This window comes from Chryseobacterium sp. 27AL, from assembly GCF_057815395.1.
Map to the genome: position 1 here is coordinate 311,070 of NZ_JBYRIW010000002.1, position 23,552 is coordinate 334,621.

The 23,552-nt window shown below is 36.5% G+C and carries 18 protein-coding genes and 1 pseudogene; 8 read left to right on the forward strand and 11 right to left on the reverse strand.

The genetic code is table 11. The annotated features are described in order from the left end of the window. Nucleotides 1-17: 17 nt before the first annotated feature. Nucleotides 18-881, reverse strand: a complete 864-nt coding sequence (locus AC3WV0_RS06945; protein ID WP_312901688.1) for a glycoside hydrolase family 25 protein — start codon at nt 879-881, stop codon at nt 18-20. A gap of 66 nt (nt 882-947) precedes the next feature. On the opposite strand from AC3WV0_RS06945, the gene AC3WV0_RS06950 reads away from it, so the two are divergent. The 5 genes from AC3WV0_RS06950 (at nt 948) to deoC (ending at nt 5,438) form a co-directional block, all read left to right on the forward strand. After that, on the forward strand, nt 948-2,210 hold the full coding sequence (locus AC3WV0_RS06950) for an NAD(P)/FAD-dependent oxidoreductase (RefSeq protein ID WP_488845168.1): 1,263 nt from the start codon (nt 948-950) through the stop codon (nt 2,208-2,210). After that, nucleotides 2,207-2,878 carry a tRNA (guanosine(37)-N1)-methyltransferase TrmD gene (gene trmD / locus AC3WV0_RS06955; RefSeq protein WP_488845170.1) on the forward strand — a complete coding sequence of 224 codons (672 nt, stop codon included), beginning with the start codon at nt 2,207-2,209 and terminating at the stop codon, nt 2,876-2,878. The genes AC3WV0_RS06950 and trmD overlap by 4 nt, the downstream gene beginning before the upstream one ends. Before the next feature lie 376 nt (nt 2,879-3,254). Further along, nucleotides 3,255-4,205, forward strand: coding sequence for an endonuclease/exonuclease/phosphatase family protein (locus tag AC3WV0_RS06960; RefSeq protein WP_488845172.1), 951 nt, complete (start codon nt 3,255-3,257; stop codon nt 4,203-4,205). Between the two features lie 12 nt (nt 4,206-4,217). Next, nucleotides 4,218-4,688, forward strand: coding sequence for an Lrp/AsnC family transcriptional regulator (locus AC3WV0_RS06965; protein WP_042720690.1), 471 nt, complete (start codon nt 4,218-4,220; stop codon nt 4,686-4,688). A gap of 3 nt (nt 4,689-4,691) precedes the next feature. Further along, on the forward strand, nt 4,692-5,438 hold the full coding sequence (deoC, locus tag AC3WV0_RS06970) for a deoxyribose-phosphate aldolase (RefSeq protein WP_488845175.1): 747 nt from the start codon (nt 4,692-4,694) through the stop codon (nt 5,436-5,438). 39 nt (nt 5,439-5,477) lie between these two features. Here deoC and dusB read toward each other — a convergent pair whose 3' ends face one another. Then, nucleotides 5,478-6,479 (reverse strand): tRNA dihydrouridine synthase DusB, encoded by a 1,002-nt coding sequence (gene dusB / locus AC3WV0_RS06975; protein WP_488845177.1) that lies wholly within the window; start codon nt 6,477-6,479, stop codon nt 5,478-5,480. A gap of 120 nt (nt 6,480-6,599) precedes the next feature. Next, a complete protein-coding gene (locus AC3WV0_RS06980) occupies nt 6,600-9,812 on the reverse strand; it encodes a DUF8818 domain-containing protein (protein ID WP_488845179.1) in 3,213 nt (1,070 codons plus the stop codon). Between the two features lie 185 nt (nt 9,813-9,997). Between AC3WV0_RS06980 and AC3WV0_RS06985 the strand changes: the two genes are divergently transcribed. Further along, a complete protein-coding gene (locus AC3WV0_RS06985) occupies nt 9,998-10,768 on the forward strand; it encodes a T9SS-dependent surface endonuclease, AS87_RS02955 family (protein ID WP_488845181.1) in 771 nt (256 codons plus the stop codon). 60 nt (nt 10,769-10,828) lie between these two features. On the opposite strand, the gene AC3WV0_RS06990 is transcribed toward AC3WV0_RS06985, so the two are convergent. From AC3WV0_RS06990 to AC3WV0_RS07025, 8 genes are all read right to left on the reverse strand, one after another. After that, complete coding sequence (locus AC3WV0_RS06990; RefSeq protein WP_488845182.1) at nt 10,829-13,645, reverse strand: gluzincin family metallopeptidase; 2,817 nt, start codon at nt 13,643-13,645, stop codon at nt 10,829-10,831. 53 nt (nt 13,646-13,698) lie between these two features. Next, nucleotides 13,699-15,081 (reverse strand): orotidine-5'-phosphate decarboxylase, encoded by a 1,383-nt coding sequence (gene pyrF / locus AC3WV0_RS06995; RefSeq protein ID WP_488845184.1) that lies wholly within the window; start codon nt 15,079-15,081, stop codon nt 13,699-13,701. 140 nt (nt 15,082-15,221) lie between these two features. Next, nucleotides 15,222-15,569, reverse strand: a complete 348-nt coding sequence (locus AC3WV0_RS07000; RefSeq protein WP_488845186.1) for a YkvA family protein — start codon at nt 15,567-15,569, stop codon at nt 15,222-15,224. An 81-nt stretch (nt 15,570-15,650) separates the two neighbouring features. Continuing rightward, nucleotides 15,651-16,190, reverse strand: coding sequence for a TlpA family protein disulfide reductase (locus tag AC3WV0_RS07005; RefSeq protein ID WP_488845188.1), 540 nt, complete (start codon nt 16,188-16,190; stop codon nt 15,651-15,653). Nucleotides 16,191-16,204: 14 nt separating this feature from the next. Next, entirely contained in the window at nt 16,205-16,768 is a 564-nt protein-coding gene (locus tag AC3WV0_RS07010) for a thioredoxin family protein (protein ID WP_488845190.1), read from the reverse strand. A 13-nt stretch (nt 16,769-16,781) separates the two neighbouring features. Beyond that, complete coding sequence (gene aroC, locus AC3WV0_RS07015; RefSeq protein WP_488845192.1) at nt 16,782-17,852, reverse strand: chorismate synthase; 1,071 nt, start codon at nt 17,850-17,852, stop codon at nt 16,782-16,784. 41 nt (nt 17,853-17,893) lie between these two features. Next, nucleotides 17,894-19,537 carry an LIC_10190 family membrane protein gene (locus tag AC3WV0_RS07020; protein ID WP_488845194.1) on the reverse strand — a complete coding sequence of 548 codons (1,644 nt, stop codon included), beginning with the start codon at nt 19,535-19,537 and terminating at the stop codon, nt 17,894-17,896. 52 nt (nt 19,538-19,589) lie between these two features. Continuing rightward, a complete protein-coding gene (locus AC3WV0_RS07025; protein WP_488845196.1) occupies nt 19,590-20,132 on the reverse strand; it encodes a YMGG-like glycine zipper-containing protein in 543 nt (180 codons plus the stop codon). 292 nt (nt 20,133-20,424) lie between these two features. Here AC3WV0_RS07025 and AC3WV0_RS07030 point away from each other — a divergent pair, with 292 nt between their 5' ends. Both AC3WV0_RS07030 and AC3WV0_RS07035 read left to right on the forward strand, forming a co-directional pair. After that, nucleotides 20,425-20,712: a hypothetical protein gene (locus AC3WV0_RS07030; protein WP_488845198.1), complete on the forward strand. Its 288-nt coding sequence runs from the start codon at nt 20,425-20,427 to the stop codon at nt 20,710-20,712. 1,011 nt (nt 20,713-21,723) lie between these two features. After that, nucleotides 21,724-23,465, forward strand: a pseudogene (locus AC3WV0_RS07035) (T9SS type A sorting domain-containing protein). The last annotated feature ends 87 nt before the right edge of the window (nt 23,466-23,552 follow it).

Below are 23,552 nucleotides of genomic sequence, written 5' to 3' on the forward strand. Positions count from 1 at the left end.
ATCTATTGATAACTAAATCAATCCAAAGTAAGTCTCTTCAGTGACCAGGAACTTCCGTTATAAATATCCAGATCAACTTTTGTATTAATCCCGTGAACGATTCCGTTTTCAGTAAATTGCCAGAAATTCCAGTCACTATCAGGCGATGGAGCAGGAACATCATTGTAATTGGCCAGCCATAGCGGATAATCATCAAATTCTCCTTTCAGAAAATCTTTATAGTAATGATAATAGGTGTAAATGATAGGCTTTTCACCATAAGTTTCTTCTACAATCCTGCACCAGACTTTAAGGTCTTCAACCAGCTTTTTATTGGTTTTACGTCTGGGAATTTTTTCGATATCAAGAATTGGTGGAAGGTCGCCGCTTTCAAGCTTTACATTTTCAAGAAAATTATTCGCTTGCATTACAGGATCTTCGTCTGCTCTGTAAAAATGATAGGCACCCCGGATCAGATTCTGCTTTTTGGCAATCTCCCAGAAATCATCAAAATGTTTATCTGCGTGGCGGTTTCCCATCGTTGCACGCATAACAACAAATTCTAAAGGAATGGTCTTGTTGCCGATGCTTAAGCTGTCCCAATTGATATCTTCTTTATTCTGATAATGAGAGATGTCAAAGCCATACGTTTTATCCAAATTGTCAGAAATGATCTTCTGGATTCTTTGTGTTTCTGTTTCTGTATTATGTAGTTTTTTGTGTACGAATTTATTAAAATACAGCGCATAATAATAGCTTACGGTTTGTTTCAGGTAAAAACCGGTCCCTATAAGGGCAATGATTAAAATTGCCAATACCACTTTGCGGCGGAAAAAATAATTCTTCCGTCGGTTGTGATGAATCTTTTTGGCGGTTTTTTTGCTGTACTTTTTGGGTGGCATAAAGTTTTGCAAAACTAACTTTTTTCGCTGCCAAATGCTAAAATAAAATCAGTAAATTTGTGTACTATGGAAACACGCGAAAAGATCATCATCATAGGAGGAGGTTTTGCGGGGCTGCAACTTGCGAAAACGTTGAATAACAAAAACAAAAAAGTAATTGTTTTAGACAGGGTAAACCATCATATGTTTCAGCCTCTTTTCTATCAGGTAGCGTGTGGGAGGATCGAGCCTTCCAATATTTCTTTTCCATTCAGAAAAATTTTTCAGCGTTCCAGAAATACACAGTTCAGGCTTACGGAAGTTAAAGAAATTGATACGGTCAATAATAAGGTAATCACAGACGAAGCGGAATTCAGTTATGATAAGCTCGTTATCGCTACCGGCTGCAAAACCAATTTTTTCGGAAATAAAGATCTCGAAGGCAGAGCTTTCGGAATGAAAAATACACAGGAAGCGATCGGAATTAGAAATCATGTGCTGATGACCTTCGAAAAGCTGATTCTTGAAAAAAGCAGAAGTGACGACGGAAACTGGAATATCGTGATTGTAGGAAGTGGCCCGACAGGGGTTGAATTGGCCGGCGCTTTTGCAGAAATGAAAAAAGAAATTCTTCCGAGAGATTACCCTTACATGAACTTCAATCATCTTCAGATCATCCTGGTGAGCTCTACGGAAAAGCCACTTGCCGTGATGAGCACCGAAGCACAGGACAAATCCGAAGAGTATCTTAAAGATCTTGGAGTTACTTTTCTTAGCCAGGAATATGTCACCGATTATGATGGTGATAAAGTGTATATGAAAAGCGGGAAGACAATTCCTTCCAACAACGTGATCTGGGCAGCGGGTGTAACAGGAAATGTTGTAGATGGTTTTCCTCAGGAAATATTGGTAAAAAACAGATATACAACCGACCGATATAATAAAATAAAAGGTTACGAAAATATTTTTGCGATTGGCGATATTGCCTATATGGAAACTCCGAAATATCCGCATGGCCATCCGCAGGTAGCCAATGTAGCCATTAATCAGGCGAAAAATTTAGGTAAAAATCTTTTAAAGAAAAATAGCACCGACTGGGAAGAATTTGAATATATTGATAAAGGTTCTCTGGCAACTATCGGAAAACACAGAGCGGTTGTTGATTTGCCTTTCATTAAATTTCAGGGATTTCTCGCATGGTATTTCTGGATGTTTTTACATTTAATGTTAATTTTGAGCGTCAGAAACAAACTTGCCGTATTCTTCAACTGGATGTGGAGCTATTTTAACAAAGATTCTTCTTTAAGATTAATAATTTTGCCAAATAAGAAAAACGAAACTTTACAATGAGAATTGATATCATAAGCGTGCTTCCTGAACTGATGGAAAGCCCCTTTAAAACTTCTATTTTAAAAAGAGCAATGGATAAAGGGCTTGCAGAAGTACATTTTCATCATCTGAGAGACTGGGCAATTAATAAGCACAGACAAATCGATGATGAGCCCTATGGCGGTGGCGCAGGTATGGTAATGATGGTAGAACCTCTGGATAAATGTATTTCTGAGCTAAAAGCACAGAGAACATATGATGAAATTATTTATCTTACTCCCGACGGTGTCACTTTAAATCAGAAAATTGCCAATACACTTTCTATTAAACAGAATCTTATTTTCTTATGTGGTCATTACAAAGGAATTGATCAGCGTGTGAGGGATCTTCATATTACAAAGGAAATATCCATCGGAGATTATGTACTTACGGGTGGCGAGCTTGCTGCCTGTGTGCTTGCGGATTCTGTTATCCGTTTGCTTCCAGGTGTTTTAAATGATGAGCAAAGCGCCCTTACCGACAGTTTCCAGGATGATCTTTTGTCGCCTCCCATTTACACAAGACCGGAAGTTTACAAAGGGCTCGAAGTCCCAAAAATTCTTCTAAGCGGAAATTTTGCCAAAATTGAAGAATGGCGTCATGAAGAAGCGGTAAGAATAACAAAAGAGAAACGGCCGGATTTACTTTAAAAATACTTATTTGATTAAAATATTACCGTTTATAAATTTTATGTTTAATAAAATGATGTAAATCGGAATAATATTTGTTTTTAATTGTTTTATAGTTTAAAATATTAATCTTTTTGAGTTTAAAATAGTATTTTATTCTATATAATGTTAAATTTACGTACTTAATTGTTTTGATTTTTTAGAGTGGAATTTTTTAAAAGTTTAAATATTTAATGTTTTTATGCTTTATGGTTTAAATTTTTCATCTAAATGCATTTATTTAAATCTAAAATTAATGCGAAAATTTTACGAAATAATTAATGATTTATTAAATAAAATAATAAATTTACATCCTGAAAATTAAAATGAAAGTTTTAATAATTAGAAAAGCGTGTTGATGGAACTGTTTAGTTTTTATAATGTTGAAAATTTATTCTTACCTGATCCTAAGCCTAAGCACAAACTGGATCCTACCAATTCAGGATTGAGGAACTGGGATGAGAGAAAATATAAAAACAAACTTTTTAAAATCGCACATGTTTTTCAGATGATAAAGGAACAGAATGCTGTTCTACCCTTTGTTATCGGTCTTTCAGAGATTTCCGGAAGGACAGTTCTGGAGGAGCTTATACAGCTGGAGCCTTTCAATTCAGAATATGGCATTGTGCATTACAATTCCAGGGACGAAAGAAAAGTTGATGTAGCCCTGCTGTATGATAAAAACAAAGTGGAGGTGATAGATTCAGAAGCTATTACTTTCTTCTTTGAAACAGAAAATAAAAACACAGAAAATTACGATACGACAAGGGATGTGCTTTATTCAAAAGTAAAGTATAAAGAAGAGGTTATCCATGTCTTTGTAGCGCATCTTCCCTCCAAGCGCGAAAAAGATATAAACAAACCGAAAAGACTTTTTATACTCAGTGAAATCCGTAAAAGGATTTTGGATATTGCAAATGATAATGAAAATGTGATCCTGTGTGGTGATTTTAACGAAAACCCAGATGATGAAAATTTAGCAAAAATTCTCTATGGCAATTCGCAGGAAAAGATATTGGAAAATCCTTTTCAGCAATTGTTTTCTACAGGAAATTATTCTACTTTTCATTACAAATCAGGATTGCTGTTTGATCAGATTATATTATCTGAATCTTTTTTTAAAGAAGATCATATGCTTTCTTTTCAAAGCGCTGAGATATTTAAATCTGCAAAAATCAGCAGCCGTGACAAAAGATTTGAGGGCAGACCGTTCCGTACCTATTCCGGAACACGGTATTTGGGTGGTTACAGCGACCATTTTCCGGTTTTTGTGACACTCGGTAAAGAAAAAACAAATGTGAAAATATAAATTAAGTAGAGAATGAAAAATTCAGACAACACTAGCTATCAGTTAGATTCGATCGACAAAGAAATTATTTATATGCTGATGGATAATTCCAAAACATCTTTATCACATATTTCTAAAGGCGTAGGCATTTCAACAACTGCAGTGCATCAAAGAATAAAAAAACTTGAGCAGGCGGGCGTGATTGAAAATTCTATTTCTTTTCTTAATCCTAAAAAGATCGGGTACAAAGTTATTTCGTATATCGGCGTATTTCTCGATAAGCCAAGTCATTATCCTGATATGGTGAAAGCATTGAAGGAAATTAATGAGGTTGTTGAAGCTCATTATACCACCGGAAATTACACCATTTTCCTGAAAGTGCTCTGTAAGGATAATGATCACCTGATGCAGATCCTCAGCAAACTTCAGAAACTGAAAGGCGTAACAAGAACAGAAACTTTCATATCTTTGGAACAAGGTATTTACAGACAACTGAAAGTATAAATTATGATGAACATTGCTCAATATTTGGATTCAACCTATCTGAAAACTCCGGAACAATCAGGACTTTCAGCTGAAGAAACTTTACAGAAAGATAAAGATCTTGCACAGGAGGCGATCGACAATGAAATTTTCGCCGTCATGATCCGTCCGGATTATGTATCTGAAATTAAAAAGTATATTCAGGAAAGGAATTCAAATGTTGTAGTAGGGACGGTAATCGGTTTCCATGAAGGAACGTATTCCATAGACGAAAAAATTGCGGAAGCTGAAAAGGCGATTGCCGACGGAGCTGATGAATTGGACTTCGTGATTAATTATAATGCCTATCTGAAAGGAGAATTGGACCTTGTAAAAGAGGAATTTGTAAAATGTACACAATTGTGCATGCAGCATCATAAAATTGCAAAATGGATTATAGAAATTGCAGCATTAAATAATGATCAGATTGCAGATCTCACTAAAAATATTTCAAACTGGGCTAAAGAAAATTTTTCCGAAAATGAATGGCCTAAAATATTTGTGAAATCTTCTACAGGATTCTTCGAAACAGAAAACGGCAAACCAAACGGTGCTACATTTGAAGGTGTAAAAATTATGCTTGACAATGCCGGAGAACTTCCCGTAAAGGCAGCAGGCGGGGTAAGAACGCCTGAAGATGCCGAAAAAATGATCAGCATGGGCGTTAAAAGAATAGGAACTTCCTCGGCGTTAGCGCTGATAAAAAATAAATCCTCGGAAGAAGGATATTAAAATAAAAAACCATCAGAAATAGACTGATGGTTTTGTTTTTTATGCTTGTTGTGAAGCTAAATATTCTGAGTAAAATTCTTTTGTCTCATGAATTAATGCATCCATTTCTTCCAAAGTAAATACTTCCAAAAACTTCTTTCTGAAATCTTTAAAATGAGGAACTCCACGGAAATAGTTGCTGTAGTGTTGCCTCATTTCAATTAGTCCTAATCTTTCCCCTTTCCATTCCGCACTCCACTCTGCATGTTGGCGAACTGCTAATAATCGGTCATCAATGGTTGGCGCTGGTAAATGTTCACCTGTTTTAAAGAAATGCTTGATTTCATTAAATATCCACGGATATCCGATAGCTGCACGGCCAATCATGATGCCGTCGCAGGCATATTTTTGTTTGTATTCCAAAGCTTTTTCAGGAGAATCAATATCACCATTTCCAAAGATCGGAATCTCAATATTAGGATTTTGTTTAATTCGTGAAATATGTTCCCAGTCTGCCTCACCTTTATACATCTGCGCACGGGTTCTGGCATGAATCGTCAATGCTTTAATACCGGTTTCCTGCAGACGTTCAGCGACCTCATCGATATTAATGGAAGTGCTGTCCCAGCCCAGGCGGGTTTTAACGGTTACAGGTAAGCTGGTTGAGCTAACGACAGCTTTTGTAAGGCGAACCATTAAATCAATATCTTTTAAAACTCCGGCCCCGGCACCTTTGCAAACTACTTTTTTTACAGGACATCCGAAATTAATATCTACCAGATCAGGATTTACGGTCTCGACAATTCTCGCTGACATGGCCATTGCTTCCTCGTCTCCGCCAAAAATCTGAATTCCGACAGGTCTTTCATAATCAAAAATATCCAGTTTTTTTCTGCTCTTGATGGCATCACGAATTAACCCTTCTGAAGAGATAAATTCAGAATACATCAAATCTGCACCGTGCATTTTGCATAACCTCCTGAAGGGCGGGTCACTTACATCCTCCATCGGTGCCAGTAAAAGCGGAAATTCCGGCAGTTCTATGTTGCCAATTTTTATCATGGTGCAAATTTACAAAATTCCAGCCACTTGAAAATATGATAATATCTATGAGCGTAAATGATGATAAAGCCATAAGTAAAATATCCACGATCAAATTCTCAAACCCTGATACTCTTAAACTTAAAAGCTCGCTTTCACCTGCATGCTTCCTATATGAATGGTTCGGTCTCCGGAATTTCTGCCTTCATAGTTTAAGTTTAATTGAAGGAAAGAATTGATCGCCTGCTGGATAAATACACTCCAAACCTGATTTTTTCCGGGTTTAAGGCCGTCCAGCATCTGGTTTCCTACGATACTGAAATTGTTTCCCGTAAAATTGTTATTGATAAATGAAAAGTTTCCTCTAATAGAGGTTTTCCGGCGTTCCCACTGGATGGTTCCGGTAATATCGAAAGCCTTGAGAAGTTCTTCACCGTCAATTCTGTCTTTTTGCCGGAAAGCAGAAGAAAGCTCGGCCTGTATTGCATCAGTGAATTTATAGGTGGCTTTAGGTTTAGTTTCAAAATTATTCAGGCGGTAATCTCTCGTTGCAAATAATTGCGAGGAGTTCCGGATATCATGTACGGAATTTTCCCAGTCGATCCTGAATTCTTTATTAAACCAGTATCCGATATTTAAAAAGTGTGAAATCTGTTCCCGTTCTTCATTACTGAAATTGGCATTGATGAGGTTGTCATTAGATATAAACCTGTAGTTTCCGTTCCAACCGGATTTTTCCGTCGGACTGAATTGTGCGGATGCCAGAATATTCTGATTCTTCAGAATCTGATCATCATTCTTTTCGAAAGGATTTAGCACCAGAACTTTATCCTTTTTGTAAAATGAGTTTTGTGAATTGAGTGAAATATTAAAATTCCAACGCTTTAAAAATTTATTTTCCGAATTAAAAACAATCGAAGGATTGACAAATAAGGCAAGCTGAATTTTATTTTTATTGGAAGGAATATATCGGACAGAATTGGTATAAATCCTGATATATTGCGCCAGATCCGAGTATTCCGCGATTTCAAACTCGTCAAGCTGCTGAATTCCGTCGCCATTATAATCGGTCCATTTATAAATACCCTGGCCATCGGTTACTTTTATATATTGAAATTCCCGCTGGGCTTCCTGACCGTTTCCTAATTCATAGAAAGCCTGAAGCCGCATTCCGTTTCTGAAAAGCTGCTGATTGTAAAGGATGTTTCCTACCACGAAGTCATTATTTTTGGAAGCATCAATATCCTGATTCTGATAAAAGAATTTACGGTAGTGAAGGAGCGCGTTCAGCGTTGTTTTTTCCGTTTTGATGATCTGGCTTTCTGCCATAAAACCTAAAATATTATTCATGCTCTGAAGCCTGTTGTCGCGTACAGAGTCATTGTCCCGCATATATACCTTGGTCAGTAATTTTGTTCTGGCACTGTCTCCAATTTTTTTCTGAACGAAAATTTCTCTCCAACTAAAGCTCGTTACATCCATCAGTTGGGTATCATTATATTTTTTCTCGTTGTGCTCCATACTTCCGCCGACGGCCCAGCTGCCTTTTTTTCCTGTAAATTCTGTTGAAACTCCTCCTCTGATGAATTTTGTATCCTGAAGAATAGCATTTGTATTCAGATAAGACAGGTTTCCTTTTGTAAAGAACTTTCCACTGATCCAGCCGAAATCAAGATCATTTTTGATCCCTTTATAAGAATCCTGTTCGTCAAGGTAATTTATCCTGTAATTTAAAGTTGATTTATTATTCCATTTGTTTAAAAAGCTGAAAATAAATCTGTTTTGCGTTCTTCCGCTGAATTCCTGGGCAAGGTTGAAATCTCTGGAGAATTCTACATCATTGATCCTGTCTAAAATATGGAACTGCCTGTCGATATACTGATATTCAAAGTTCGGAGTACCTTTCCAGTTGTTTTTGGTAAAAGTTTTATTTCCGAAAATCCGCCATGCATATCCAATATTCTGATCAGAATCTTTAGAAGAAAAAAGATTGACGTCATAGTTGCTTAATGAGATGTCTGCTCCGATTTTTCCATCCTTTAATGCATATTCGGAATTGAAAGAAAAGACCTGCGATTTTTCCGGGGATGGAAGCTTTCTTACCGCCCGATAATCTCCCATATTTGGTCCTACATATTCAAATACACGACCGTTATTGGTGGTTTGTGTAATTTTATAATCTCCCAGATTTGCTCCAAAATAGGTAAAGGAAACCGTGTACAATGTCTGGGTAGCATCTGTAGAGAACTGATAATAATTTCCACCAGAGTTCTGAACCAGTCGATAAAGAATTTTATTCACATCATATTCAGTAACGACACCGGAAGGCGCATACATCAGGTTAGGATCGTTTCCTGCATCTGCCAGAATCTGCTGATCTTCCGGCGAAAGGTTTAAAGCAAGCGGAGCATTTTTATTATCATTTTCCATAAACCAGTTGAGTCCGAGTTTTAATTTTTCTCTTTTATGCTCAACTTTTCCGGTGAATAAATATCTTGAATAATTCCTGTTGGTGTAATTGTAGGAAATGGTAATGAAATTCTGCTGGAAAATAGGGCGAAAACTGGTAAAAGTAACTTCACCTGTATTGTAATTGATGGTATAATCCTGGTTTTCACCACGTTTCATTAAAATTCCGTCAATAAAAACCTGTTCAGATCCGGAAATCAGCGTGATGAACTGTTCCCCGTTTTTACCGGTCAGACGGTAAGGTCCCTGGTTTCCTTCAACACCCTGAAAACGAATTCGGTGAAATTCACTTCGTGCCACTCCCATTGATACATCGACAAATGTTTTATTGTCTTTCCCGAATTCTGTCTGGAACTGAAGTCCCATACTCCGTCTCTGGTATTTTGCGAAATAATTTTTGGCTTCAACAAGATCCAAATGTCCTGCTCTTAATATAGACTTATCCTTAATATTAAGCTGCATGTAAATTTTATCAAATTCCTCAAGAGTCTGTGTATATCCATCTGCCTGAATCGGCAGGTTATGATCCGAAATACTGGCAAGAATGGTTACGTCTTTGGAAAGCCTTCCGGAAATCTGGAGATCCATAGAGCTTTGTACCGACTGTCCCTGGTTGTTACCAAACGTAATTCCGCGGATGATGGAACCTTTGGAGTTTAATTCTCCTAAAAATCTTTTTTTATCATTTCTGGCGAGAACAGCTTCGTCGACAATAATTCTGTTACTGGTTTTTACAAAATCCATCGTGTCTTTTGCAAAAATATCCTGTTCAAATTTAGCGGCGAGTATACTGTCCTGTCTGATGCTGTCCTGTTTCAGGCTGTCTTGGGGAAGGTTGGGATTTTTCCACGTGAATATCTGAGCATTTCCGGAGAATATACCCATAAAAAATAACACGAATATCAGAATGTAATTCCGCAAGCCTTTAGAAATAATCGGTAAAAATACTTAAAAATTGCTTATGTAATTGGTTTTAATATTATTAACAAAAATTTAATATATTTATTGTATAATATTGAAAAATTGATGTATTTTCGCACTGAAAATTAATAATAATTAAATTTTAACACATGAAAAAAAGTTATTCTCTAATTGCTACAGTTATGTTAGCATCAAGTTTTTATGCTCAGACAATCTTCACTGCAACATTTGATGATGTATCGGGAACAGGAGGAAACGATGGGGGATGGAGCGGAAGCGTTGCCGGCTCTGGGTTCACGGACGGAAATACATCTTATACTACTGGAGGTGCATGGAATCTTACAAAAGTTTACAAAGGAAATCAAAGCCTTAAAGTGGGGACTAGTTCTTTAAAAGGATCAGTTACAACACCTACAATCAACCTGACAGGGAATGGCACTTTAACTTTTAGAGCAGGTGCTTGGAACAGTACTAGTGAAGTAACTACTTTAAATATATCTGCCACAGGAGCTATATTAAATGTTCCTAACGTAACATTAACAAAAGGAGCATTTAATACTTATTCTATTAACATTACAGGTGCTACAGGCGCTGTTACTCTTACTTTCGAAGGAAGTGTGGCGACCAATAACAGATTTTTTATTGATGATATTACAGTAAATGCAGGAGCTACTTTAGCTGTTTCAGATTTTGTAAATACCAAGGTAAATCTGGTCAAAAATACTTTCGTGAAAAATGAAGAAATAACTTTTGGAGCTCAGGCTAACGATGTGAAAATATTCAACATGTACGGACAGGTCGTAAAAACAGCTTCTCTAAGAGAAAAATCATTGAATATTGCTGAATTACAGAAAGGAAATTATATCGTAACCGCTACAGTAAACAATCAGCCGGTTTCTCAAAAAATACTGAAAGATTAATCTTTAAACTTTAAAATAAGAATGCCTCAGATAAATTTAATCTGAGGTAATTTTTTATTCTTAATACCAACCTCTTCGGGCCGCATTGATAATAGAATTTAAATTAAGTACTAATGTATATCTGATGCGTCTTGCATAATCTTTAAAACCAGGCTCAAATCCTAATGAAGATTGGACGGGAAAATAGATTTCAAGGAAATCAGGAATGACACGTACTTTTATACCGCTGTCCCATATAAATTTGGTTGACTGATTTTTATTGTCATACACTCCGGCGTCTGCATAAACGTGAAAAATTTTCCATACGCTGGTGTCTATATTCACTGAAGTGATCCATTTATTGACACTTCCGGGAATAAAAGATTTAAAGCCACCGTCAGCCAGAATAAACTGTTGTGAAAGAATTCCGCCAGTTGCACTTTGCCCCAGGAGATTATAGGAAAAAGAATAATCTGAAACCCTGGAAATTCCGTAATTAAAGGTATTGTTTCTTGTATTATTCTTCACAAAATATCCGGCAAACAATCTTACGCTGAGCTTTTGTCTTGGAGCAAACTCCCAACGGTAAAAACCTTCTGCAGTTACTTTATGGAAGTCTTCCATCCACTGTGTACTTACACCGAGGCTTTTCTCATGAATACTCTGGCTGTCGTTATATCCATATCCTACACTCCAGAGGCTGTACCGGTCATAGTCATTATTGGCGATCATAAGCGGACTCAGATCTCTTTCGAAATAATTGTAAGATATTCCGATGCTTCTCCCTACAGTACTTCTCGGATTTTTTCTGAAATTGAAATTAGAATACACGGAACCTTTACGGTAAGCCAGGTCATAATCATAATGGAAATACGATCCTGAAACTCCGAAGGTCAGGCTTCTGAAAATACTTTCTGCAGGAAGAAAAGAGTAGGCGACAGCCCCCGAACCGGTAAGTTGTCCTGTTCCAGTACTGTATGTCGGTGTAAAAGAATATAAAAACTTCTGATCAAAAAAAGACTGATTTTTAAAGTTGAATCCAATCAAAAATTTATCATACGTGTTATTGAAACGAACTCTCGGGCTGATGTATATTTCATTAAATTCAGGATTCGGAATATCTTTGATCAGCTTAAGCTTAATTTTTCTCATGTTGGAAAAAAAACCTTTTGCATACAGGAAATTATCTCTGTAATTCGCTTCCGGGAAAATATAATCGTCGTTGAGCGTGATTTTATGCGTATTAAGATCAGGAATTGATATTGTTGTATTTTTTTTATTTTCCTCGGTCTCTACCCAATACTCGTTTTTATTTCCTTCTTCCGACTCTGTTTCAAGCTTTACAGGAATATTGGAAGGTATATTTTTCTGAATTTTTACCGTGAGAGAATCTCCTTCCTTTTTAAACCTTTTAAGCTTAAAATTTACCCTGTTCTTGTGTTGTAAAAACTCTGATAAATAGCTTGTTCTTTTATCTTTTTCAGCCAGTTCTTTTATAAAATCATTCGGATTGACTTCTTTATCTGTATTTTTTGCAATGAAATTCTGAACCAAAGCATCAAAATTTTCATAGCCCATTTTATCGGCAGAATAATTAAATAATGTTCCGGTTTCAAAACTGCTGATGGCCATGTCATTAAAATTACTCAGAACGGCGTATTTCTCAGCAATCTTCTGATCAAGATTTTGAGACATAATGTATTGATAGGCAAGTCCGTAACGCTCAATCAGCTTTACGTCCGATGCGTGAAATAACTTCAGAGGTTTTACTCCGAAAATTTTTGTTTCCGGCAATGTGCCTAATAATTTGGTCTTTGGGTAGAATTTCTTTAAATACTGAATTTCAAGGTAAGATTTTAAACCATTTTTAAACCAGTGATAATTCTGCTTGTCCGTAATAATGCTTTCATCCAAAACCTTTTTGGCCACAATTCCAAAATAATCCAGATCTGTTTTCTGCTCATCAGTAAAGAGCTGAAACCTGAATTTCCAAAATGTAATATCGTTATTCCCGAAAAAATCTTCTTTTGCCCGGAATTTTTCTGAAATAAAAATTCTTTCAGGAATATTGCCGATCCTGTCTTTGATGAATTTTAAATGTAAAGGAAGGTAAAATTCCAGATTTTGTTTCTCTTCAGGTTTTAAATTGTATCCGAATTTTATTTCCGTCCTGATATCTTCTGTGTTGATATTGATCGACGGATATTCATTTTGTGAAATAAGGAATTCAGGATCAGAATCAAGATATCCTTTAAAGGAATTCATCTGAAACTGCTGAAGATTACTTTCAATAAAAGAATTGACCGGAAGATCAAAATTTACGGTCCAGTACGTGTTAAAACTTACCGATTCTTCGATATCGTGATAATCCCTTTTGGAAATATTGTCCGGATCAAAGTGATCCGGAACAATAAAGAAATATTTTAAGGCTACATTGGTATCAGAAGTTCCGTATCCCGTAAATTTTTTATCAGGAAGCTGAATTTCATACCGCAGCTTTAGTTTTACCTGTTCTCCCGGCTTTAAAATTTCTTTTAATGGCAGGAAAAAATTTTCATCTGAAATATTGTTTACAGGAATTTCCTGATCAGCATTTTTAATACTTAAGTTCAGTAATTTTCCCAGTTCGCTTTTTTCTGCAAAATGGAGATCTGTATTTCGGTCTTCAAGTTTTCGGTAAACCAGTGAAGTGCCTCTTTTATTATAGGCAGATACCCAGTTGAGAAGCTTTACCGTATTAAGGTCATGCTTCGAGTTATTATAATATACCATCTCCTGATTGATGCTGAGCAGCTTTTTGTCGGGAGAAAGTCTGGCTTCAATATAAATGCTGTCTTTCTGCGCAGAAATCTCTGCAACACCCAAAAACAAAGCAAGACCAATACAAATATTTCTCAATGAATTGTGATATGGTTCAAATATAACGTATTTTGCAGAAAGTCTGTTGAATTTTAAATTAACTCTGAATTAGTTTTTTTCAAAGAATTAAGATAAGCATTCCAGCCTTCGTTTTTGTAGGTAGCTGCGGCTTCGGCAGGATTTTCAGATTTATAGATTCCTCTTCCTACAATAATAAAGTCTGTATGAAGTGTTTTGAAAACATGCTCAGGCGTATTGTACTGCTGGCCTTTTCCATCACCTGAATCTGCAAGATTGACACCCGGGGTGAACAGCAGCATTTCTTCAGGAAGCGGGTTTTGGGAAACTCCTCCAATTACGTTTGGATGAGAGGCTGCGATTTTCAGGGCTTCTTCTCTGTAAGCACTTGTTGTTAAAGCACCTTTCGAAGACATTCCGATAATTGCTACGACACCTACATTTCTGAAGCAGTCTAAAGATTCAAACCCTCCGATAACCTGGGATGTTACAAAATCTGCCCAGTCTGTAATTTTGAAAACTCCGCTTGTAAACTGAAGTTCCTGCGTATTACCGATGTCAGCGAATTTTCGGTCTTCCATAAGCAGGAAATTGTGCTTTGCAGCCAAAGCTTTTAATGGAGTAATTGTTTTTTCGTATTCGAAATCGGAAATAATATCAATATGTGTTTTTAAGGCAATCACATGAGGCCCAACCTTTTCAGCCAGATCAAGTAATTCCTGCGTTGTTGTAACATCGGCAGAAGCAATTAAATTAGATTGTTTTGATAAAGCTGTTTCCAATAGCTTTTTAGATACGGAATGCTGTGCCGTATTAAGTTTCTGTTCGTAAGATGCTCTTGTAACTTCTTCAAAATGAATATGATTTCCCTGTAAAAAATCCTGGATTCTTTTTACTTCATCGTCAGATAATTCTCCGTTTTCCTGAAGAATTGAGCACACTTCCGAAATGTTGAAAAGGGTATGAACTCTATATCCTTTGCTTTCCAGAAGTTCTTTTCCGCCTTGTTCCCTGTCAAGAACGACAACGATATCCGCAACTTTTAGATCTTCCTGCTCAACTTCTGCGATTGTTTCAATTAAAGATTTTCCTGAAGTGATAACATCTTCCACCAAAAGGCAGTTTTGTCCTTTCTGGTAAATTCCTTCAATCAGTTTCTTTGTGCCGTAGTTTTTGGCTTCTTTTCTTTTTATAATTAATGGAATGTAGCTTTCAAGAGACATTGCTGTAGCCATTGGAAGAGCAGCGTAAGGAACCCCGCAAATCAGATCAAAGTTATCTAAAGGAAGCATTTCCAGTAAATAATTGGCTAAATTTTTTAAAATTTTCGGATCTGAAGCCAACGGTCTTAAGTCTACATAAAAAGGACTTTCGATGCCGCTTTTTAATGTAAATCTTCCAAATTTGATGATGCCCAGTTTATAGCACTCTAAAAAGAATTCTTTTTTACTTTCCATTATTTTTTATTAGATGTTGCAAATTTAAGGAATTGATGTTGAAAGTCAATTGTGAATTTTACTTCGTAAGTGAATTGTGAATTTTAAAATAATAACTTTATTCATTGTTCACAAAAAAACATCCGAACAGGATGTTTTGATTATTTTACGATTTCGGCATCGATTACTTTTGTATTGCCGTTATTATATTTTCGCTCGGCCTCCCAAAGCAGGAATTTATCCACTTCTTTGATAAGTTTTGGAATTGTAATTGACAATACTGCCAGATCGTCCAAAACTCCGATTACAGGGACTGCTACTTCGGGAAGAAGGTCAATCGGTGAGATAATATATAAAACTCCCAAAAGAGGCAGGATAATATCAATGGATCTCATCGGGTATTCTCCTTTTCTCCACATTCTTACCATTCTGAAAATGTCAGGAATTTTTCTTACAAAACCTTTATGATTAATAGCTTCTTTTGCCAGACTTAATTTTGAATATTTCATTTTGTGTTTAATTTTATTATTCTACAACGATACTGATTTCACAAATTCTGTACCAATGAAGTCTTATGGAACGTTAAAAAATTATTTGATGATATTATCGATAAACTGATGTACAGATTCTGTATTCCAGTCTCTGGATGCATCTTCTTTGATGATGATTCTTCCGTCCTTATCAAGCAGGTAAGTGGTTGGGAACACTTTCGGAAGTATCTTCTCTGAAATCGGACTTTGTGCAATATAAACCGGAACGTTATAATTATTTTCCTTTAAAAATTTTCTTACGTCGTCTTCCTGATCATTCATGGCAATCAGAACAAAATCTACATGATCTTTCCGGGTGTCATACAGTTTCTGAATCGAAGGCCATTCTTTTCTGCACGGCGGGCACCAGGTCCCCCAGAAGTTCAGGAATACGGCTTTATCTTTGAATGCCTTGAGGTTGGTGCTCGGCACATTGATTCCCTGAAGGTCGATGTCATAATCTTCATCACTGACATGAACGGCATTTTCAATCGTGGCAATAGGAAAGAAGGTGTCCTGAATTTTTTCTTTCACTCCCGGAACAAAAGCAATTACTCCGATAATGACGATTAATATGAGATAAATGAGATTTTTTTTCATTTTATATTTTTAATTTAAAGTAATTCCAAAATTTCCTGCACGGCATCTTTCCCTCTGTTTTTGGCATAATAGATCTGAAGATCATTATAAAAAAGATCTTTCGGATAGGCTACAGGATCAGCTTTATATTTCATCAGCAAATCATGGCCGAATTTAGGACGCGGCCCCCAAGAGTTTTTCACATTAAAATCCTTGTCAAGAATAATCACTTTCGGAATGGATTCTGTTCCGTTGGTCAGGAATTGATTAACCAAAGTTTTATCACGGTCTCTGAGGAAAATTCTAACTTCGTTTCTGCCTTCGAAAAATTTTACCAAAGCCGGAACGGTCGCACTCGCATCACCGCACCACACTTCAGAGATAATGAGGATTTTTCCGTCAAAGTTTTTTGCTTCAAGTTCTTTCAGCTGTTCTTCGTCCGGAATATATTTCTTTAACGTTCTCTCAATTCTCTGTAGACCGAGCTCATAATATTGTTTATAATCAGCTTCCTGCTGATTGGCAGGATTTTCTAATCTTTGTTTTCCGATCTTTATGTACTCCTCAAAAGAAATACTTTGGTCCCAGTAATTTTTCATTACTATTTATATATTAAAAATGATTGATATTTCTTGTTTTATTAATCAGAAACAGATCCGCCAGTACAAAAGCCGCCAGACTTTCCACCACGGGAACCGCTCGCGGAAGTACACAAGGATCGTGACGTCCTTTTCCTTCAACAATAGTTTTATTTCCGTCTTTGTCAACACTTTCCTGAGGTCTTAAAATTGTGGCAACAGGTTTGAAGGCTACCCGGAAATAAATATCCATTCCATTTGAAATTCCACCCTGAATTCCTCCTGAAAGATTGGATTTTGTGGTGAAATCTTCATTAAAAAGATCATTATGTTCTTTTCCTGTCATTTTAGCGCCGCAGAATCCGCTTCCGTATTCAAAACCTTTTGCAGCATTGATATTCAGCATTGCTTTGGCCAGTTCTGCCTGAAGTTTTGAAAATACAGGTTCCCCGATTCCTACCGGAACATTTTTGATAACACAGGTAATCGTTCCACCGATGGTATTTCCTTCTTTTTTGATCTCTTTGATTCTTTCGATCATTTTCTCCGCAGTTTCTGCATCCGGACATCTCACTTCATTGCTTTCCGTTTTCGAAAAATCAAGAGCCTGATAAGGTTTTTCACAGAAAATTTCGCCTACGGAAGAAACATAAGCATTGATTTCAATTCCTGCTAAAAGTTGTTTTGCTAATGCCCCGGCAACAACCCAATTCATTGTTTCCCGTGCTGATGATTTTCCGCCGCCGCGATAATCTCTCAATCCGTACTTCTGGTCATAGGTGAAATCTGCATGGCTCGGGCGATATGAGTTGGCAATATGATCATAATCCTTTGATTTCTGATTTTCATTTTCAATAATAAAACCAATGGGAGTTCCTGTTGTTTTTCCATCAAAAATACCTGAAAGAAATTGTACGGTGTCACTTTCTTTTCTTTGCGTGACGATAGCCGACTGTCCCGGTTTTCTACGGTCAAGCTCATATTGTACTTTGTCAAGATCAACAGCTAAACCTGCCGGAAAATTATTGATGATACCCCCATAAGCCGGGCCATGACTTTCTCCAAATGTTGTAAGGCTGAGAAGATTACCTAAAGTATTTAACATGATACAAATTTACAGCTTTTTCTTCAGAAATAGAATGGAGTCTATTTGTTCTGTTGATAGGTGCTTTTTATAGAATTAATTACTTTTTCGGCTTGTGCTTTTTCCTTTGCGTCTAGTGTTTTCCAGATAAAACCTTTTCTCATGTTTTTTTTATCTGCCAGCTGTGGGAAAATACCCGCTTTTACATCATCAAAAATATAGCTTTCGGAGATAGCAGGTAATTTAATATCAAAATTATAAGGATATCTTTTAGAAACGTGAAATGAAAGATTTCCTACTTTATAATTATTGAATTCCTGATTTGAATATTGCGAAGGAATGTAAATCTGTTCTTTTTTCATCCTTCCCATAAAATTTCCAAGCCTGAAGCTGGGAATATATGTCTGAAGAATAGAGGGTACAGTAAGAAATCCGATGATTATTATACTGAATATCGAGAAGACAACAACTGATCTTTTTTTATTAAAGAAATTGAAAAATAACAGAAGGAAAATGACAAAAAATACATCAATAAAAAATCGGTATTGAGCTGAGAATAAAATAACCAAAATACTCTTGATGATTATAGAAAAACAAATCAGGCTAATGATCTTATTTTTTTTGATAAAGCTAAAAATGATAAGTGCAATAAGACTTATTATAAAAGAAATATTAATTACGGATTTTATCCCATCTAAAAAAAGCCAGTTTTTAATGTAGTCTGCAAAAGTAAACCGGGAAATTTCCTGATAAGAGTACTGCATGTCATACGTTTTCTGTATGGCAAACTGGGAGGAAATTCGTAAAACTTCTTTATTGGGTTTCCAGCTTACACCAACATCACCTATAGAAATTGGAAAAATAGGGTAGCCGAATGTCCAGATATTTTTAATGCAAAACAACAGAAGAATCAAAAAGCCGGGTACAAATATCTTTGATGATGATTTTATAATAAATAAAGAATACAGGAAGCTTACTATCGGCAGCCATATCATTGTTGGTTTAATGGCAAATACAAAGACAGAAAATGCAAACAATGAAGCCGGTGATTGGTTTCCTTTTAAAATTTCCATTAAAATAATAAGTGAAAACACAATGACTGGTAGATCAGGACTTGGAGACTGGGAAAATAACAGCAAAACAGGCAGGAAGCATAACTGGATCCAGCTTTTTTTTTCAGTAATATACAAAGCATAGATGATAAGTAATACTGAATTCATCCTCAGAAAAGGATCTGAAATATTTGAAAATCCAGCCTGAAATATATGCCAGACAGACATTTGCCCCAAAGTGAGGTCAAGGTTTGAGATTCCTCTTACCATTCCAAATTCGGTCAGCCATTTTATGGTAGGAACATAATACCCAAAATGATCTAAAATGAAGGGATAAAAGGATCCGCAAAATAAAATGATCACTGAAATGACTATTGCTAATGCATAATCTTTTTTAGAAAAAATATTAAATTCTTTGTAGGTTTTTCCTTTAAAGAAAAAGAACAACCCTATCAATATTGTGCTAATCTCTACAGGTGAATTTAAAGGGATAAAGAATGCCAGAATAGTCCAGATAATGCAAATGCCAAAAATTCCGTATAAAGCTTTACCATAAACCCCATCGAAAGGATTGGTTAAAACACAATCAAATACTTTCCCGCAACCTATCAGAACCGGAATCAGAAAAATACTGGAAAGGAGAATTAAAAACATAAAAAAAGATTGCTTAAAAATAAGCAATCTTTCTAAATTATTGTGAAAATAATTAATTACGTGGCTGTACTCTTCCGCTTTTTCTATCCTGTGCTCTACCAAGTGTATATCCAGTGGCACCGCCAATTACCCCACCGATTGCGGCACCGGCACCCGGACTCTTCTTATTAACAATTGCTCCTAACGCAGCTCCACCTACGGCACCGATAATGGTACCTTTAGCAGCTTCACTCATCCCTTTCTTCTGGGTAGTACCCTGGGAGGCACTGCTTCCGTTGTTCGCATAATTTCCGTTACTTGAACTTGAACTCGGTCTGTCTCTGTACACTGTATGCGTTTCTTTGATTACCTGAGGTTTTGAATTGGCTGCAGCGGTTTTTGCCTGTTGAACTTCAGCGATGCTGTCTGCCTTTTTCTGCGCTTCATAAGCCATCTTTTCTTTTTCAATAGCTAATTTTTGCTTTTCAATTTCAAGCTGTCTCATCTGGAATTCCATTTTCTGTTGCTCCAGTGATTTTTCGGCGATCTGATCATCTTTTTTACAGGCTGTCAGTAAAAAAACTGATAATAAACCTGTCAACACTATACTTTTCATAATTCAAATTTTAATAGGGTCCAAAAGACTAAGCTTTTGTAACTATGATATTTTCAATTATGAAGCCAAAATTCAGTTAAGTAATGTTAAAATTTTAAAAATAATCATAATAATAAGTATATATTGTTGCACAGCTAATATAATGATAAAGTGAAAATCTTACTTATTCAGTAATGAATATGAATCATTTAATAGATCTGGAAGTATCTCACGGCATTATGATCTTACTCATATTATTATTGAATAATAGTATCTATTTTTGAAAAATATATCACACATCAAAAATTATAATATGAAAAAAGTAATGCTATTAATGCTAGGAGTAAGTCTATTTGCAGTAAGCTGCAAAAAGCAGGAAACGCAGAATGAAAACAACTCAATGAGTGATTCTGCAACTACAGGAACCATGTCTCCTGACAATACAACTACCGGAACATCAATGGATACAACAGCCAGCGTACGAGACAGTGCGATGAATCAGGGATCCGGAAATGGCAATCAGGCTACAACACCTAATCAGACAGGCGGATCCAGTCGTAATGCCCAGGGTTCTGGCAGCAGAGCGGATTCCGCAAGATAAAGACACTTTTTTAGACCCCATATACCCTTGTAAACTCCTCACAACCCTTGAGGAGTTTATTTTTTTCTTTATTCAATAAATTTATTTTATATACTAGCACATTGTGATTCTGGTCATAAAATCCAAATGAATTCATACTTAATTTTACTTCAGAATTAATTAATTGATTCTATAAAAATTTTTTTTCATCATTTGTGTTTTTTTAGGGTCTCCATTTTTGGGGACCTTATTTTATTATACGCTGAAGTTATCAGCTATCATTTTTAATCATTCACCTTGATAGAAAACAATTTTTATCGTTTTATCCCATAAAACAAAGATGTAATAAATTTCCCATTTTCAATCACTTGTGAAAACTATGACGGGATTTGATGCATTTTGACGGCATTTGACGTGTTTTAAAGGTGCTTTCTTCGGGGCTTCTTCGATCACCTTCGGGTCGGCTTCGGAAAAACGGTACTTTTTCCGAAGAGTTTCCGAAGAACTCCCGAAGGATTGTCGAAGAAATCTGATCTTTTTTGAGAATTTTTATAATTTTTTTTCGTTGGTCTGTTTTTATTGAAATGGCTTTATGAGAGATTAATTTCTGTTAAAAGTCACTTTAATAAGAATAAAAATAACCTGCTGGTGCTAAGCTGTAAATATTATTCACAAGGTGTTTTTTTGCATTTTGTTGTTACTGTAAATTCTTTGTAATCTGTGATTTTGGTATCCTATTTTTTTATAATTTCGCTCTGGATGTAAAGAATATGATTCAACCTTACAAGCAAAAGCTGCATCTAACATAATAATGCGACACCTTTTGTCGCCCATGAGGAATAGTTTTGTATAACAGGTATTATTTGAATCCAAAACTTGAAAAATTAATAAAAACAAACCATGATAACAACCATTTCTATCCAGGCAATTTCTAATGATTGCTCCACTTTTTTAAGAACAAACAGGTTCTTAGTTTCTTAAAATAACTTCATCAGACAAAAAATAATACTTTAATTCTTTCAAACAATACGTATGAAAAGACTTTATTTCAGTGCATTAACTTTATGCACATTCTTGAGCATTTCCGCCCAGGAAGTAGTCTGGCAGAAAGATATCCAATCTTCGACACAGGATTTTCTTTCGCAGATTACCACGACTATTGACCAGCAATATCTGATAACCGGAAGCTCCATCCCTTCGAGAGCCCTTTCGGAAGCTGGAAGCAAAAGCCAGACGCCAACAGCCAACAGCCAGAAGCAGAATAACGGTTACGATTTCCATTTAATCAAACTCAACCAACAGGGCGATGAAGTCTGGGAAAAATATTTCTCGGGACAGAACCATGACTTTTTATCAGCTACGGTGAACACCCAGGAAGGTGGGTTTCTCCTGGCGGGCACGAGTTTCAGCGGAAAAGGTTTGGATAAAAAAGAAGACTCCAAAGGCGGATCTGATATCTGGCTCATTAGAATTAATGAATTCGGCGATGAATTGTGGCAGAAAACCATTGGCGGCGTTTCGGATGAAGAGGCCAGAGCGGTGATCCAGACGACGGATATGGGATTTTTTGTGGCGGGGAATGTTGCCTTCGGCTCTCTTCCCTTCGAGAGCCTCAGGGAACGGTGGTTGCGCAGGGAACGAGAGGTTACGGATCGAAAGACGTTCTGGTGGTAAGGCTGGACAAAAACGGGAAGGAATTATCACAACTGGTTTTGGGTGGAAAAGGTTTGGATGAGGTGGAGAAGATGATTCCGACGAAGGATGGCGGGGCCTTATTGGGTGTGTATTCGAGAAGTAGTGCGGTAACAATGAATGATAAGCGATCAATGATAAATGATGGTTCTCAGAACACAAGTTCTAGTTCAGGAATCAATCATCAATTATCAATCATCAATCATGCTAAAGCTACCGGCAACTATGGTGAGGGTGACTACTGGATCATCAAGCTTTCCAAAGACGGCAAGGTGGAATGGGAAAAGAATTTCGGAGGTAAAGGAGATGATCACTTAAGAACCCTGGCTTTAACATCTACAGGCTACCTAATCGGCGGTGAATCAAGATCAGAGAGATCGGGAAATAAAACAGTCGGCATCGAAGAAGGAACCGATTTATGGCTGATTTCACTTGATGAAAGAGGGGAAGAAATCTGGCAGAAATCCTACAACTTCAAAAACCGGGATGTACTGATGGGGATGAGTGTAATTACAAAGAGCCAAGGAGAAAGAGCCAGGAATCAAGATGTGACATCCGGGATTTTGCTGGGCGGTTATACCCAAGCTGAAGGGAGAATTGAAAATGATGATGAAACGTTCTGGATGCTGTATTTAGATCAGAATGGAAACGAACAGTGGAGAAAGCATGTGAAGGGAGAATCAAAGAAAAAAGAAGAGAGACTTTCAGATATTAAATTAAACAGAGACGGTTCAATTGTGTTGGCCGGAACAAGTGCTGAAGAATTAGGAAAAGAAAACTGGAAGATTGTAAAGCTTGGAGACAAACAGATTGACCAGCTGATCGAAAAGCAGGATATTAAGATCTACCCGAACCCGGTAACGGATTATGTATATGTGGAGCTTGGATTTGAGGGCTTAAGAGAAGGCGCGTTTGAGGCTGAAATTGCAGTGTATGATATGGGCGGAAGAAAGCTTGAAACGGTAAAAACAAAAAATAAGATCACCAAGATCAATACTCAGCCGCTAATTCAGGGAGCATATCTGGTGAGCGTGAAAACAAATGATAATAAAACGGCGAGCGCTAAACTAATTAAAAAATAACTATGACAAAAGTAAAAGATTTATTGTTAAAATATTGTGAACAAAAGTCTAGAACAAAGTTTTTTTCAGCTTTGATAATCCTAACCG

What these genes read in the sequence shown, in the direction of transcription:
- AC3WV0_RS06945 (WP_312901688.1), bottom strand. Translation starts at nt 881, where the DNA reads ATGCCACCCAAAAAGTACAGCAAAAAAACCGCCAAAAAGATTCATCAC.
- AC3WV0_RS06950 (WP_488845168.1), top strand. Translation starts at nt 948, where the DNA reads ATGGAAACACGCGAAAAGATCATCATCATAGGAGGAGGTTTTGCGGGG.
- trmD (WP_488845170.1), top strand. Translation starts at nt 2,207, where the DNA reads ATGAGAATTGATATCATAAGCGTGCTTCCTGAACTGATGGAAAGCCCC.
- AC3WV0_RS06960 (WP_488845172.1), top strand. Translation starts at nt 3,255, where the DNA reads ATGGAACTGTTTAGTTTTTATAATGTTGAAAATTTATTCTTACCTGAT.
- AC3WV0_RS06965 (WP_042720690.1), top strand. Translation starts at nt 4,218, where the DNA reads ATGAAAAATTCAGACAACACTAGCTATCAGTTAGATTCGATCGACAAA.
- deoC (WP_488845175.1), top strand. Translation starts at nt 4,692, where the DNA reads ATGATGAACATTGCTCAATATTTGGATTCAACCTATCTGAAAACTCCG.
- dusB (WP_488845177.1), bottom strand. Translation starts at nt 6,479, where the DNA reads ATGATAAAAATTGGCAACATAGAACTGCCGGAATTTCCGCTTTTACTG.
- AC3WV0_RS06980 (WP_488845179.1), bottom strand. Translation starts at nt 9,812, where the DNA reads ATGGGTATATTCTCCGGAAATGCTCAGATATTCACGTGGAAAAATCCC.
- AC3WV0_RS06985 (WP_488845181.1), top strand. Translation starts at nt 9,998, where the DNA reads ATGAAAAAAAGTTATTCTCTAATTGCTACAGTTATGTTAGCATCAAGT.
- pyrF (WP_488845184.1), bottom strand. Translation starts at nt 15,081, where the DNA reads ATGGAAAGTAAAAAAGAATTCTTTTTAGAGTGCTATAAACTGGGCATC.
- AC3WV0_RS07000 (WP_488845186.1), bottom strand. Translation starts at nt 15,569, where the DNA reads ATGAAATATTCAAAATTAAGTCTGGCAAAAGAAGCTATTAATCATAAA.
- AC3WV0_RS07005 (WP_488845188.1), bottom strand. Translation starts at nt 16,190, where the DNA reads ATGAAAAAAAATCTCATTTATCTCATATTAATCGTCATTATCGGAGTA.
- AC3WV0_RS07010 (WP_488845190.1), bottom strand. Translation starts at nt 16,768, where the DNA reads ATGAAAAATTACTGGGACCAAAGTATTTCTTTTGAGGAGTACATAAAG.
- aroC (WP_488845192.1), bottom strand. Translation starts at nt 17,852, where the DNA reads ATGTTAAATACTTTAGGTAATCTTCTCAGCCTTACAACATTTGGAGAA.
- AC3WV0_RS07020 (WP_488845194.1), bottom strand. Translation starts at nt 19,537, where the DNA reads ATGTTTTTAATTCTCCTTTCCAGTATTTTTCTGATTCCGGTTCTGATA.
- AC3WV0_RS07025 (WP_488845196.1), bottom strand. Translation starts at nt 20,132, where the DNA reads ATGAAAAGTATAGTGTTGACAGGTTTATTATCAGTTTTTTTACTGACA.
- AC3WV0_RS07030 (WP_488845198.1), top strand. Translation starts at nt 20,425, where the DNA reads ATGAAAAAAGTAATGCTATTAATGCTAGGAGTAAGTCTATTTGCAGTA.